Origin of the sequence: Pseudomonas sp., assembly GCF_036404235.1 — a bacterium.
Taxonomy (GTDB): domain Bacteria; phylum Pseudomonadota; class Gammaproteobacteria; order Pseudomonadales; family Pseudomonadaceae; genus Aquipseudomonas.
This window is the reverse complement of sequence record NZ_DASWOT010000104.1, coordinates 1-13,637: the sequence shown is the minus strand read 5'-3', so window position 1 is coordinate 13,637 and position 13,637 is coordinate 1. Positions and strand designations below refer to the sequence as shown.

The window sequence follows — 13,637 nt, the reverse complement described above, 5'->3', positions numbered from 1 at the left end:
TGGCCCTGGGTTGTCGGTAGGAGCGAAGTAGTTCGCGAAACGGCCTGTGAAGTGCCAACCGTCTCGCGAGCAAGCGTGCTTCTACAACGGCTGTAGTGGTTAGACTCTGTCTCAGGCTGAGGCTTGCTCAGTATATGGCAGATTTTCAACCCGAGCGGATGTAGGCAAAGTCGCCTCATGAATACATTATTCGCGCTCTATCAACATATCGGCTGGAGCTTGTCAGCACTGGTGCTGGTTGCATTCCTGCTGGCAGGGACAGTGAAGGGCATGATCGGCATGGGGTTGCCCACCGTTGCCATGGGCATGTTGGGCCTGGCTATGTTGCCGACGCAGGCTGCTGTGTTGCTGATCATTCCTTCAATGTTCACCAACCTCTGGCAACTGGCCGCGGGCGGTCATTTACGCGGGTTGCTTAAGCGCCTGTGGCTGTTGCTGCTGATGATTTTTGTCGGCACTGCGCTGGGCTCATGGTTGTTGGGCATGGGCAGCGGCAAATCCATGGGCCTGGTGTTGGGTGGGGTGCTGTTCGTCTATGCGATGTGTGGGCTGTTCCTGCCCACATTCACGGTTGCGCCACAGGCCGAGCGTTGGCTGGGGCCGCTGTGCGGGTTCATTACCGGGATTATCACCTCGGTGACGGGTGTTTTCGTGATCCCCGCCGTGCCCTACATCCAGGGGCTAGGGCTGGATCGCAACGAGCTGGTGCAAGCGTTGGGCATGTCGTTCACCGTTTCAACGCTGGCACTCGGCGCGGGGCTGTTCTGGAGTGGCCAATTGGGCGGTGGCGAGATGACTGCCTCGGTGGTTGCATTGATTCCGGCGTTGCTGGGCATGATCTTCGGTCAATGGCTGCGGCAGCGACTCAGCGCATTGCTCTTCAAGCGGGTGTTCTTCGTCGGCATGGCACTGTTGGGCCTGCATCTGTTGATAGCAGGCTGATCCACTGGTGTTATCTGACGGCTGATGACGGGCTGAGCATGTCAACACGGCGGATATCGAAATCCCGTGTCAGGAACTCCATACGCTTCTCGAAGAATCCCGCCATGTGCGGCAGCGCCGAATGCACGTTCAAGTGTCCGGTCGTTTGCCAGACCTCGTAAAAGGTAAACAGCGTTGGGTCTTGTTGGTCGCGCAGCATGTGGTACTCAATGCAGCCGGCTTCCAGGCGACTGGCCGCCACGTGGGCGCTGAAAAACGTTTCGAACTCGTCAGATTTTTCCGGTTTGGTGTGCGCATGAAGAATGAAACCGTGCAATGCGGGCATTGTAAAAATCTCGTCGGGACATGAAAGTTCGACAATGCTAAGTCAACAATAAGTTATCTATTCGTGTTTTTTAGGAAAATGTATTTTGTGTCACTGCGGCTTATTCATCTGATGGCGCATAAGTACCATGCCAGCTATTCCAATGACTGACATCAACCGAGCCTCTGATATAGGGCGGCTCGTGGTTGAACTCGACGAGGCTTGAGATGAAAAAAATACTGTTTTTGAACGGCGGCAAACAATTCGCCCATTCCCATGGCCGATACAACGCAACGCTGCAAGAAGCTGCCGTGGCGTTCATGGATCACGCTGGATTCGACGTGAAGGAAACCTTCATCGACGGCGGATATGACGTGGCCGAAGAAGTGCAAAAATTTTTGTGGGCTGACGTGATCGTCTGGCAAATGCCTGGTTGGTGGATGGGCGCGCCCTGGACGGTGAAAAAGTACATCGACGAGGTCTTCACCGAAGGTTATGGCAGTTTGTACGCCAACGATGGTCGTACGCGCTCCGACAGTTCGCAGAAGTACGGCAGCGGCGGTCTGTTGCAAGGTAAGCAATACATGATTTCCGCCACCTGGAATGCGCCCCAGCAAGCCTTCGACGACCCCACAGACTTTTTCGAAGCCAAGGGTGTGGACGCCGTTTACTTTGCGTTCCACAAGGCCAATCAGTTCTTGGGCATGACGGGCTTACCGACCTTCCTGGCCGTGGACGTCATGAAAGTGCCGAACATCGAGAACGACGTTAAGCGCTACAAAGCTCATTTGGCTGCGGTCTTCGGCGTCTGAAACGTCTGGTCTTTGCTCAGAACAAGGCTAGTATCCATGCCAGTTTTGAGCGGAGGACAACAGTGAAAGCCAGATCCGATGAATTGCAGGTGTTCGTTTCGGTGATAGAAAGCGGCTCTATTTCCGCCGCCGCCGAACAAGCGGGGCAAACCCCATCGGCCATCAGCCGCACGTTGTCACGGTTAGAGGCCAAGCTTGAAACCACGCTGATCAACCGCACCACTCGGCGCATGGACCTGACCGAAGAGGGCAAGTTTTTCCTTGAGCGTGCCAAACAGATCCTCTGCCAAATGGAGGACCTGGAAGAGCGCCTTTCCCTGCGGCAGCAGACTCCGGCCGGTCGCTTGCGGATCAACGCGGCGTCGCCCTTCATGCTGCACTCCATCGTGCCGTACGTGTCGGAGTTCCGAGCACTGTATCCGGACATCCAGCTGGAATTGAACAGCAATGACCTGATCATCGACCTGCTGGAGCAAAGCACCGACGTCGCGATTCGCATCGGTGTCTTGGCGGATTCGACGCTGCATGCGCGCTCGCTGGGGACCAGTGCGCTGAATATTCTGGCCAGTCCCGATTACTTGAAAAAACACGGCACGCCGAAGACCGTCCAAGCGCTGGTTGAGCATTCGTTGCTCGGTTTCACCCAGACCGAAACCCTCAATCACTGGCCATTGCGGCATGCCGACGGTGATCGTCTGTTCGTTCAGCCAACGCTGTCGGCATCGAGCGGCGAAACGCTACGACAGTTGGCGTTGGCGGGGGAGGGCATCGTTTGCCTCTCGCACTTCATGACTCACGAAGATATTCGCGCCGGGCGCTTGAGTGTACTGCTGTCCGAGGCCAACAGCGGCTATCGTCAACCGATCCACGCCGTGTACTACCGCAATTCGCAACTGGCGTTGAGGATTCAGTGTTTTCTGGATTTCATCCAGAAGAAACTGGCGGGGTATGCGGCGTAGTAACCGCGTGCGTCGGAGCGCCTGCACGCTGATACTCATGATCTTGAGGCAATAGTCATTTGGCCCGGCCTGTCTTTTTAGAGAGTAATCGCAGGCCGATACTCAACCCATCATTTACCAACGTTGGGAGTTAGCCCATGAACATCTTCATCACCGGAGCCGCAGGTTTTATCGGTGGCTCCATCGCGACTGGCCTTGTGCAACGCGGTCACCACGTTACTGGTCTCATCCGTAGCGCCGAGCAAGCCGAAGAAATGAAAAGCCTGGGCATTGTTCCTGTGATCGGTACGCTGGAAAACAGCGAGTTGCTGACCGAGCAGGCGCGTAAATCCGAGGGTGTCATCAACGCGGCCAGCAGTGACCATCGCGGCGCAGTTCTCGCGTTGATCGAAGGCCTGAAAGGTTCGAATAAACCTTTATTGCACACCAGCGGTTCGAGCATCGTTGGCGACGCCAGCGGCGGTAAAGGCGGTGGTCAGGTGTTCTACGAAGGGCAGTTACCGGCAGCAACGCCGGACAAGGCGGCTCGTGTGGCCATTGATGATCTGGTGATCGCGTCGGCGAAAGACGGCGTACGTTCGGCAGTCATCTGTAACTCGCTGATCTACGGCCATAGTCTGGGCGTGCATCGCGACAGCGTTCAACTGCCCCGTTTGCTCAAGCAGGCACGCAAGAGTGGCATCGTCCGTCATGTCGGTCCTGGCGAAAACGTTTGGTCCAATGTATTCATCGACGACGTTGTCGAGCTGTACGCGCTGGCGCTGGAAAAAAATCCAGCCGGCACCTTCTACTTCGTTGAAAGCGGCGAAGCGTCGTTCCTCGACATGACCAACGCCATGGCGCAAGCGCTGGGCCTGGGCAAATCTGAAGATTGGCCATTGAAAGACGCCGAAGCCGAGTGGGGCTATGAAACGGCCAATTACGGGCTGGGTTCCAATAGCCGAGTACGCGGCAAAAATGCCCGCGAGCTGCTGGGCTGGGTGCCGAAACGCACATCGGTGATCGACTGGATTCGCAGCGACATGCTGTAACGCTTGGGCATTCCAGCAGAACGCAAACGGCCACCCTATTCGGGTGGCCGTTTGCGTTTGGGGACAGTTTCATCATTAATGATCGCGTCTTCTTCAGCCTTCAGACAGCTGTCGTACAGCACGCGCGTACGATGCTGTCACACCACGCCAATAAGGAAGCCTTATGCGAGCCGTTATGTTCAAGACCCTCGCGCTGTCGGTGGTTTTTGCCGTCAGCTCACCGGTATTCGCGGTCGTCCTGGAAGGTGGGGCCGTGGCCTCGCCCGACCAGTACGGCGCAGACGTCGCCGCACAAATCCTCAAGAAGGGCGGCAACGCCGTCGACGCGGCTGTCGCCACTGCCTTTACCCTCGCTGTGACCTATCCGGAAGCTGGGAATATTGGCGGCGGCGGCTTCATGACCCTGTTCATGAACGGCAGACCTTACTTCCTCGACTACCGCGAAACTGCACCCAAAGCGGCAACGCGTGACATGTATCTGGACGAAAAAGGCGAGGTCATCGAGGACATGAGCTTGGTGGGCGCCCGCGCCTCCGGCGTGCCTGGCACCGTGATGGGTATGTGGGAAGCGCATCAAAAATTCGGCAAATTGCCGTGGTCTGAGTTGCTGACGCCTGCCATTGGTTATGCGAAAAACGGCTTCAAAGTGGCCGATAAGCAATATTTGTATAGCGCCGAAACGATCAAGCAGCTCAGCGGTAAAACCAACTTCGGCGAATACTTTGGCCGCATGAAAACCGGCGAACTGTTTCGTCAACCTGAGCTGGCCAAAACCCTGGAGCGCATTGCTGACAAAGGTGCCAATGAGTTTTACCAAGGCCAGACCGCCGACCTGTTGGTTGCGCAGATGCAGCACGATAATGGGCTGATCACCAAGCAGGACCTGCAGGATTACCAGGCCCAGTGGCGTAAGCCGCTGCACGTCAATTGGCAGGGCAATACGCTCTACACCGCGCCATTGCCCAGTTCGGGCGGCGTGGCGTTGGCGCAATTGATTGGCATGAAGGAGCAACTGGCGGATGACTTCAAAGGCGTGCCGCTGAACTCTGCGCGTTACGTTCATTTGCTGGCTGAAATCGAGAAGCGCGTGTTCGCCGACCGCGCTAACTATCTGGGCGATCCGACATTTTCCCAAGCGCCCGTCGACCAGTTGACCGACCACGCCTACCTCGTCAAACGCGCCCATGAGGTCAACCCGACGGCAATCTCACCCACCGAAAACATCCGGCCGGGGCTTGAGTCGCATCAGACCACGCATTTCTCCATCGTCGATGCCAAAGGCAACGCGGTCAGCAACACCTACACGTTGAACTGGGACTACGGCAGTGGCGTGGTGGTCAAGGGCGCGGGGTTTCTGATGAACGACGAGATGGATGACTTCAGCGCCAAGCCAGGTGTGGCGAATGCGTTCGGCGTGGTGGGCGGGGAGGCCAATGCCATCGAGCCGGGCAAGCGTATGTTGTCTTCCATGAGCCCGAGTCTGGTAACGCGGGACGGCCAGGTAACGCTGGTGTTGGGGACGCCCGGAGGCTCGCGGATTTTCACCACGGTGTTTCAGGTGCTGAACAACCTTTACGACTTTCACATGCCGCTTAAAGATGCCGTGGCGGCAGGGCGCGTGCATCATCAACTGCTGCCCAAAGACACGATCTACACGGAGAAGTTTGCACCCTTGGCTGCCCCCGTAGCGGACGAACTGAAGGCCATGGGCTATACATTGAAAGATCAAGGTTGGTCGATGGGCAATGTGCAGGCGATCAAGATCGATGGCAGCAAAGTCGAGACCGCGTCCGACCCGCGGTCTCGAGGTGTGGGAATAGTGGTGAAGTGAGCGTCGATGCAGATTTAACTGACGACGCAAAATCCCTGTAGCGCAGCGGCAGTAAACCCGGTGCGCGGGGGCCGCCAGTCACACTGCGTGCGCAGGTTTACGACGGGTTCCCCGCCGGTCGCGGGACAAGCCCGGCTCCTACATGGAGGTGCGGGGCAAGCCCGGTGCCTACGGGGCCTGGGTTTGCTGCGCGACGAGGGATTTCCAAGTCTGGCCGCGAATCTTCATTGCCAGGCCTTAGTGATGCTCGCGCGTTGCGCGGAATTTCACGTCAGGCCAGCGCTCTTCCATCAGCGCCAGGTTCACGCGGGTAGGCGCCAGATAGGTCAAGTGACCGCCGCCATCCAATGCCAGGTTTTCCACAGCCTTGTTTTCGAATTCCTCAAGCTTCTTCTTGTCCGAGCACTCGATCCAGCGCGCTGACCAAACCGTGATTGGCTCATAAGCGCACTCGACTTTGTATTCTTCCTTCAGGCGGCTGGCGACCACGTCGAACTGCAGCACACCGACGGCACCCAGGATGATGTCGTTGCTGCGTTGCGGGAAGAACACTTGCGTCGCGCCCTCTTCGGCCAGCTGTTGCAGGCCCTGACGCAGTTGCTTGGACTTGAGCGGGTCTTTCAGGCGCACGCGACGGAACAGCTCCGGCGCAAAGTGCGGAATCCCGGTAAAGCTCAGGGTTTCGCCCTCAGTGAAGGTGTCACCGATCTGAATCGTGCCGTGGTTGTGTAGGCCAATGATGTCGCCGGCGTAGGCTTCCTCGAGCTGTTCACGCTCGGATGAGAAGAACGTCAGTGCGTCACCGATGCGCACGTCCTTGCCAGTGCGCACATGGCGCATTTTCATACCCTTGTCGTACTTGCCCGAGCAGATGCGCATGAAGGCAATACGGTCGCGGTGTTTAGGGTCCATGTTCGCCTGGATCTTGAACACGAAGCCGGAGAATTTTTCTTCAGTTGGCTCGACCGTGCGCTCGTTGGCAACCCGCGCCAACGGTAGCGGAGCCCAGTCCACAACGGCATCGAGGACGTGATCGACACCAAAGTTACCGAGCGCGGTGCCGAAGAATACCGGGGTCAGTTTACCGTCGAGGAATTCCTGCTGATTGAACTCATGGCAGGCACCCTGTACCAGTTCAAGTTGATCGACGAAGCGGTTGTACTCGTCACCCAGGTGATCGCGCGCTTCGTCAGAGTCCAGCTTCTGGATGATCTTGACGTCGGTGCGCTCATGACCGTGGCCAGCGGTGTAGACAATGATGTAGTCGTCAGCCAGGTGATAGACGCCCTTGAAGTCGCGGTAGCAGCCAATTGGCCAGGTGATCGGCGCGGCTTTGATTTTCAGGACCGCTTCAATCTCGTCCAGCAACTCGATGGGGTCGCGAATATCGCGGTCGAGCTTGTTGATGAAACTCACGATTGGCGTGTCGCGCAGACGACAAACATCCATCAGCGCGATGGTCCGTGGCTCAACACCCTTACCGCCGTCCAGAACCATCAGCGCCGAGTCGACGGCAGTCAGGGTGCGGTAGGTGTCTTCGGAGAAGTCTTCGTGGCCCGGTGTGTCGAGCAGGTTGATCATGTGTTCGCGGTAGGGGAACTGCATGACCGACGTGGTGATGGAAATACCCCGTTGTTTCTCCATCTCCATCCAGTCAGAGGTGGCATGGCGATCGGATTTACGGGATTTCACCGTACCGGCAATGGAAATGGCCTTGCCCATCAGCAGCAGTTTTTCGGTGATGGTGGTCTTGCCCGCATCCGGGTGGGAAATGATGGCGAACGTGCGTCTGGTTTTGACTTCGTTGACAATTTTGCTATCGGACATCGTTTTAAATCTCGATTGTGTTCGCGGGTACGCACACAGTTAAAAAAGTACCTTTGGCCGATTGCAAAGGCCAACTCAGAGAACCGCGCATTGTAACAAACGACAACCGTGATTGCCCGGTCGAGTGAGGCGAGCGATAGAGCAAGGGACGCGTGGTGCGGTGGACGATTCGCGGCCGGACGGCAATTTGTGGGGGCTTTGATCTTGATCTAGTATCAAAACGCTAATCAATCAGAAATCCCTGATGCATCTGTCGTGAAGGTGCCGCCGTTCAGGCATCAACGCGGAGCGAGCAGGCGATGGCTACATTAGTCGATACATTTTCCCAATGCGTGGCGGCGGCAGCCGGGCTGGGCACAGCATCATTCGCATTGGTCGATGCAACTAAAGCTTTGGGTGGCGGGATCTCCAACAGTGGCTTCTCGCGGATAGAACAGGTCGTCACCCTGTTTTTCAGCCATGAGGAACAGAACGATAAAACATCGCCTCTTGGCTTGAGTCAGCTGCTGTTGACGCTGAAGGCCAACTGGCTGAATGGCACCGATCTGGGCGGACAAAAAGCCATCGCCAAATCGTTGCTCAAACTGCGGCTCAATGCCGCAACGGCCCGTCAATACGCTACCGCGACCAACGTAGACAGTGAAAGTCTTACGCATATCGCTGGCAAGATCGTGAGGGGGGTTCCCCTCAATCTCCCTGAAAGCGATGCGTGGGCCCGCTTCGACTTGATCCTGACCGCTGTTCTCGACCAAGGCTACGAGCGTGCCGACCAGATTTATCGGAACAGTGCCAAGGGGTTGTCGGTGATTGTCGCGGTCGCACTGGCGATCATCGGGTCTTATTCGCTCTATGGATCTTTCGACCATCTGGCCCCGGCTGTGCTGATAGGACTGGCTGCTACCCCGGTTGCCCCCATCGCCAAAGACCTGGCCAGCGCACTGGCTGCGGGTGTCAGGGCGGCCGAGACTTTCCGCAAGTAGGATGCGCACTATGACTTGGTTTCTTGATCTACGAGCAAGCAGCGTTGGTGGCGTTACCTCATCAGAAGTAGTGCTGCGCCAGGGGGCTGGGCGTTGTACCGACTTGCGTGGATTTCTAGAGCAGGTGCAAGGACGGGATGTGCTGTTGGGCACCCATGGCTTTAACGTCAATCGGCTTGATGGGGTGGCCAGCCTTTCTAAATGGGAGTCGTTGCTCACGCTGGGGCCCAATGCCGTGTTTATCGGCATTCTTTGGCCGGGAGACTCCCGCTGGATGCCAGTGTTGGATTATCCCTTTGAGGATCAAGAGGCAATTACCAGCGCTCTATTGCTGGCACCTTTTTTGAACAGGTATTTCAATGAAGCTGCCAGTTTGTCATTCGTTTCCCATAGCCTGGGCGCACGGATGGTCCTGGAAACCATAAAAAGAATAGACCCGAACCTTAATGTGATTCAGGCGATCCTGATGGCGGGAGCCATCAACGATGATTGCCTGAGTCAGGAATATAAGAAGAAGGTCACGACGCGGCTTAAAGATGTTTCGGTATTGGCATCGTTGAGTGATCGGGTGCTGGAAGTTGCGTTTCCATTGGGCAATCCGTTAGCAGGGATCATCACGCAGGGCCATCCCTATTGGCGGGGGGCGCTGGGGCGCTATGGGCCGCAAAGGCCCCGTCCAGACAATCTCGACTCGGCCTGGCAGATCCCCGGGGCTTGGGGTTATGGGCATGGTAACTATTTGGGCGGCGATCCGCCCAAGCGCCTGCCGCCCATAACGCTGCCTGGCATCAGCACCGATGTACCGGCGTCAAAGCCCGGTTGGTCGGCAGGTTTTGTATCGACCCACTTCAGGAACACTCTGGATCGCTGAAAATAAGATGCTAGCGGGTCTATCCACACGCTTTTAGCCTTGCTGCGCTGAGTGGCAATGCGAGGTCCCAGATAACACTTTTAGCCCTTGCGGATTCCCCTCACACGAAGGCATTAACCTAACCGTTCAGTCGATAAAGGGTGGTCAGATGCTGTCTCGCATGGGAACCTTTGCGGTCGTGGAGACGTCCATTCCCTCGTAACAGCAAGCGTCGAGGGCTGTTAAATCAGCATGTTGGCTTGACGAAGCTGCGCTCATGGCTTGTGTAATCGCCCTTACCGGCGACCCACCCGCTGCTCTTCGCGAACGTTCGCACGGCGACCCGACAGGGTCAGTCAGGCGCGACGCGTTCGCCGACTGAAATAAGGAGTCCGCCCGTGGCAAATCGCTATGGCAAGGGGCTATTGGGAGGCGCGATAACCATCGTGCTCCTGGCCCTGCTGGTCCAATGGATCGGCGTTAGTACCTTTAAGCAGTATCAAGACGATCTGCTGTTTTACCTTCAAGCGCATTTGATGTTGGTGTTGGCCTCGATGCTCGCGGCGCTGGTGGTCGGTATCCCGGCTGGCATTGCCTTGAGCCGACCGAATATGGTTGGCCACGCCGAACGCTTCATGCAGATCTTCAACATCGGAAACACCGTCCCACCTCTCGCTGTGTTGGCCATTGCCCTGGGGATTCTTGGCATTGGCAGCGGCCCAGCCATCTTCGCGCTATTCCTCGCTTCGTTGTTGCCCATTGTGCGCAACACTTACGAAGGCCTGAAAAACGTTCAGAGCTCACTCAAGGAAGCTGCCACCGGTATCGGCATGACCCCGCGTCAGGTGCTGTTTCGTGTCGAGTTGCCCAATGCCGTGCCGATCATCATTGGCGGCGTGCGCGTGGCGCTTGCGATCAACGTTGGTACCGCGCCGCTGGCGTTTCTGATCGGTGCCAATAGCCTTGGCAGCCTGATCTTCCCCGGTATCGCGCTGAACAATCAGCCGCAATTGCTGCTGGGCGCGGCATGTACGGCGTTGCTCGCGCTGCTGCTCGATGGCGCGGTGACTCTCGCCAGCCGTATTTGGCTGGAGCGCGGCTTGCCCCTGTGAATAGCCCCGCTGAGTAGCCTCGCTGAGAAAGGAATACCAATGAAGACGTTATGCACATTAATAGTGGGCGCTGGCCTGCTGCTGTCTGGATTTGTCCAGGCTGCGGACACCGCGCCCGAACGACCCCTGTTGCGTATTGGTGCCCGCGTGTTTACCGAGCATACCATGCTCGCCGAACTCACCGCGCAATACCTGCGGGACAAGGGCTATCAAGTCCAGATCACGGGCGGGCTGGGCAGTAACCTGGCACGCAGTGCGCAGGAGTCCGGTCAGTTGGACATGCTCTGGGAGTACACCGGAGTGTCGCTGGTGGCCTACAACCACATCGATGAAAAACTCGACAGCGAGCAGACCTATCAGCGCGTGAAAGAACTCGATGCGAAGAAGGGCCTGGTCTGGCTTTCACCGTCGAAGTTCAACAACACCTACGCCCTGGCGTTGCCAGAAGAAGTCGCGGGGCAATACCCGCAAATCAACACCATGTCCGACCTGACGCAGGTGCTCAAGGATGAGGTGAAGGAGGGGCATATCGTTGCGCTCGACACCGAGTTCGCCAACCGCTCCGACGGGCTGGTCGGCATGGTCAAGCATTACGGCATGAACCTGAACCGTGAAAACACCCGCCAGATGGATGCCGGATTGGTCTACACCGCATTGCGCAACGGGCAGGTATTTGCCGGCCTGGTTTACACCACTGACGGTCGTCTCAACGCGTTCAAACTCAAAGTGCTGCAAGACGACAAACATTACTTCCCGGATTACACCGCAGCCCCGGTGATTCGCCGAGAGTATCTGGACAAACACCCGCAGTTGGCTACGCAACTCAAGCCCTTGGCCGATCTGCTGGACGACCAGACTATGCGCGACTTGAACGCTCGGATCGATGTCGATCACGAAAGCCCGACCGCCGTGGCCGCGGACTTCCTGAGTAAGCACCCGATCAATCCCAGCGTTGACGATGGGCCGATCAAACCCGAGGAGAAACCATGAATTTCTTCAGCACTTTCTCCCACATCGACTGGAATCAGGTGTTTCACCTGACCCTGCAGCACATCACCCTAGTAGGCGTTGCCGTGTCGCTGGCGATTGTCGTTGGCGTGCCATTGGGCGTGCTGATGACGCGCTTTCCGTCGCTTGCCGGGCCTTTGCAAGCCAGTGCCACGGTGTTGTTGACCATCCCGTCGATTGCATTGTTTGGCCTGTTGCTGCCGTTCTATTCCAAGTTCGGGCAGGGTCTGGGTCCACTGCCAGCGATCACGGCTGTGTTCCTTTACTCACTGCTGCCGATCCTGCGCAACACCTACCTGGCACTGACCGGCGTCGACCCCGGTATTCGCGAAGCCGCCAGAGGCATCGGCATGACCTTCGGCCAGCGCTTGCGCATGGTCGAACTGCCCATCGCCGTGCCGGTGATCCTGGCCGGTGTGCGCACTGCCGTGGTCATGAACATTGGCGTCATGACCATCGCCGCCACCATCGGTGCCGGTGGTCTTGGCGTGCTCATCCTCGCATCCATCAGCCGCAGCGACATGTCGATGTTGATCGTCGGCGCCGTGCTGGTCAGTGTCCTGGCGATTATTGCCGACCTGTTCCTGCAATGGCTGCAACGCTCGCTGACCCCAAAAGGACTCCTCAAATGATCGCCAAGCACATGATTGAATTGCAGAACCTCACCAAGACCTTCCACACCAACGGCAAAGAAGTCAAAGCCGTGGATTCGGTCAGCCTGGCTGTCAACGAAGGCGAGATTTGCGTATTCCTCGGCCCCTCGGGTTGCGGCAAGAGCACCACGCTGAAAATGATCAACCGCCTGATCATGCCGACTTCCGGCAAGGTGTTGATCAACGGTGAAGACACCACCGGCATGGACGAAGTGTCGTTGCGTCGTGGCATCGGTTACGTGATCCAGCAGATCGGCTTGTTCCCCAACATGACCATCGAAGAGAACATCACCATTGTCCCGCGCCTGCTGGGTTGGGATAAGCAGAAGTGCCATGACCGTGCGCGTGAGTTGATGAGCATGATCAAGCTCGAACCCAAGCAGTATTTGAATCGCTACCCGCGCGAACTGTCGGGCGGTCAACAACAGCGCATCGGCGTGATCCGCGCACTGGCGGCTGACGCACCGCTGCTGCTGATGGACGAGCCGTTCGGCGCGGTCGATCCGATCAATCGCGAAATGATTCAGAACGAGTTCTTCGAAATGCAGCGTGCGCTGAACAAGACCGTGATCATGGTCAGCCACGACATCGACGAAGCCATCAAACTGGGCGACAAAATCGCAATCTTCCGCGCAGGCAAACTGGTGCAGATCGATCACCCGGATACCTTGCTGGCGCATCCGGCAGACGAATTCGTCAGCAGCTTCGTCGGCCAGGACAGTACGCTCAAACGCCTGTTGTTGGTCAAAGCCGAAGACGCCGCCGACAATGCGCCGTCCGTCAGCCCTGAAACGCCAGTGGCCGATGCACTGGAAATCATGGACGAAAACGACCGCCGCTACGTAGTCGTCACCGACGCCGAAAACAAAGCCATGGGCTACGTACGCCGCCGCGACCTGCATCGCCAGACGGGCACCTGCGCTCAATACCTGCAGCCGTTCAACGCCACTGCCGCCTATGACGAACACCTGCGCATCCTGTTGTCGCGCATGTACGAGTTCAACCGCTCATGGCTGCCGGTGCTGGACGCTGAAAACGTCTTCCTGGGGGAAGTGACGCAGGAGTCGATTGCGGCCTATTTGAGTTCGGGCCAATCGCGCGGGATGAAGACCAACATCGTTTCGCCAGCTGAAGTGGCGGAGCAGGCGGCAGGTTAATACGAGTAAAGCCCAGGCACTCCGTGTTCTGGGCTTTTTTTCGTGCGCCAGGCATGGCGCGTTGCGCGTAAGCGCAACCAGCTTGGCTGTGGTAGCCACGCTGGTGACTCGGAGGTGAAAGTCCTCTACACACCCGGCAAGGGGAAGTGTTAGCCAGAGGCAAGGGTGTCG

General features: G+C 57.4%; 13 protein-coding genes. 11 read left to right on the top strand and 2 right to left on the bottom strand.

Features of this window, described 5'->3' with window-relative positions; genetic code table 11:
• Positions 1 to 177 precede the first annotated feature (177 nt).
• Positions 178 to 942: a sulfite exporter TauE/SafE family protein gene (locus tag VGC62_RS13025; RefSeq protein ID WP_331187493.1), complete on the top strand. Its 765-nt coding sequence runs from the start codon at positions 178 to 180 to the stop codon at positions 940 to 942.
• A 10-nt stretch (positions 943 to 952) separates the two neighbouring features.
• Here the strand turns inward: VGC62_RS13025 and VGC62_RS13020 are convergent, their stop codons facing one another.
• Positions 953 to 1,267 carry a putative quinol monooxygenase gene (locus VGC62_RS13020; RefSeq protein WP_331187492.1) on the bottom strand — a complete coding sequence of 105 codons (315 nt, stop codon included), beginning with the start codon at positions 1,265 to 1,267 and terminating at the stop codon, positions 953 to 955.
• A gap of 206 nt (positions 1,268 to 1,473) precedes the next feature.
• On the opposite strand from VGC62_RS13020, the gene VGC62_RS13015 reads away from it, so the two are divergent.
• The 4 genes from VGC62_RS13015 (at position 1,474) to ggt (ending at position 5,879) form a co-directional block, all read left to right on the top strand.
• The gene (locus VGC62_RS13015) at positions 1,474 to 2,058 is read left to right on the top strand and encodes an NAD(P)H-dependent oxidoreductase (protein WP_331187491.1); all 585 of its coding nucleotides are present in this window, start codon (positions 1,474 to 1,476) and stop codon (positions 2,056 to 2,058) included.
• A gap of 62 nt (positions 2,059 to 2,120) precedes the next feature.
• Positions 2,121 to 3,017: a LysR family transcriptional regulator gene (locus VGC62_RS13010; RefSeq protein WP_331187490.1), complete on the top strand. Its 897-nt coding sequence runs from the start codon at positions 2,121 to 2,123 to the stop codon at positions 3,015 to 3,017.
• 137 nt (positions 3,018 to 3,154) lie between these two features.
• Positions 3,155 to 4,048, top strand: coding sequence for an NAD-dependent epimerase/dehydratase family protein (locus VGC62_RS13005; protein ID WP_331187489.1), 894 nt, complete (start codon positions 3,155 to 3,157; stop codon positions 4,046 to 4,048).
• A 163-nt stretch (positions 4,049 to 4,211) separates the two neighbouring features.
• Positions 4,212 to 5,879, top strand: a complete 1,668-nt coding sequence (ggt, locus tag VGC62_RS13000; protein WP_331187488.1) for a gamma-glutamyltransferase — start codon at positions 4,212 to 4,214, stop codon at positions 5,877 to 5,879.
• Positions 5,880 to 6,116: 237 nt separating this feature from the next.
• Here the strand turns inward: ggt and VGC62_RS12995 are convergent, their stop codons facing one another.
• A complete protein-coding gene (locus tag VGC62_RS12995) occupies positions 6,117 to 7,706 on the bottom strand; it encodes a peptide chain release factor 3 (RefSeq protein WP_331187487.1) in 1,590 nt (529 codons plus the stop codon).
• A 299-nt stretch (positions 7,707 to 8,005) separates the two neighbouring features.
• Here VGC62_RS12995 and VGC62_RS12990 point away from each other — a divergent pair, with 299 nt between their 5' ends.
• The 6 genes from VGC62_RS12990 (at position 8,006) to VGC62_RS12965 (ending at position 13,466) form a co-directional block, all read left to right on the top strand.
• Positions 8,006 to 8,686, top strand: a complete 681-nt coding sequence (locus VGC62_RS12990; RefSeq protein WP_331187486.1) for a hypothetical protein — start codon at positions 8,006 to 8,008, stop codon at positions 8,684 to 8,686.
• A gap of 1 nt (position 8,687) precedes the next feature.
• Positions 8,688 to 9,557 (top strand): alpha/beta hydrolase, encoded by an 870-nt coding sequence (locus VGC62_RS12985; RefSeq protein ID WP_331187485.1) that lies wholly within the window; start codon positions 8,688 to 8,690, stop codon positions 9,555 to 9,557.
• Positions 9,558 to 9,934: 377 nt separating this feature from the next.
• Positions 9,935 to 10,648, top strand: a complete 714-nt coding sequence (locus tag VGC62_RS12980; RefSeq protein WP_331187484.1) for an ABC transporter permease — start codon at positions 9,935 to 9,937, stop codon at positions 10,646 to 10,648.
• 39 nt (positions 10,649 to 10,687) lie between these two features.
• Complete coding sequence (locus VGC62_RS12975) at positions 10,688 to 11,638, top strand: glycine betaine ABC transporter substrate-binding protein (protein WP_331187483.1); 951 nt, start codon at positions 10,688 to 10,690, stop codon at positions 11,636 to 11,638.
• The gene (locus VGC62_RS12970; protein WP_331187482.1) at positions 11,635 to 12,288 is read left to right on the top strand and encodes an ABC transporter permease; all 654 of its coding nucleotides are present in this window, start codon (positions 11,635 to 11,637) and stop codon (positions 12,286 to 12,288) included. The genes VGC62_RS12975 and VGC62_RS12970 overlap by 4 nt, the downstream gene beginning before the upstream one ends.
• 11 nt (positions 12,289 to 12,299) lie before the next feature.
• Positions 12,300 to 13,466, top strand: coding sequence for an ABC transporter ATP-binding protein (locus VGC62_RS12965; RefSeq protein WP_331187494.1), 1,167 nt, complete (start codon positions 12,300 to 12,302; stop codon positions 13,464 to 13,466).
• Positions 13,467 to 13,637 lie beyond the last annotated feature (171 nt).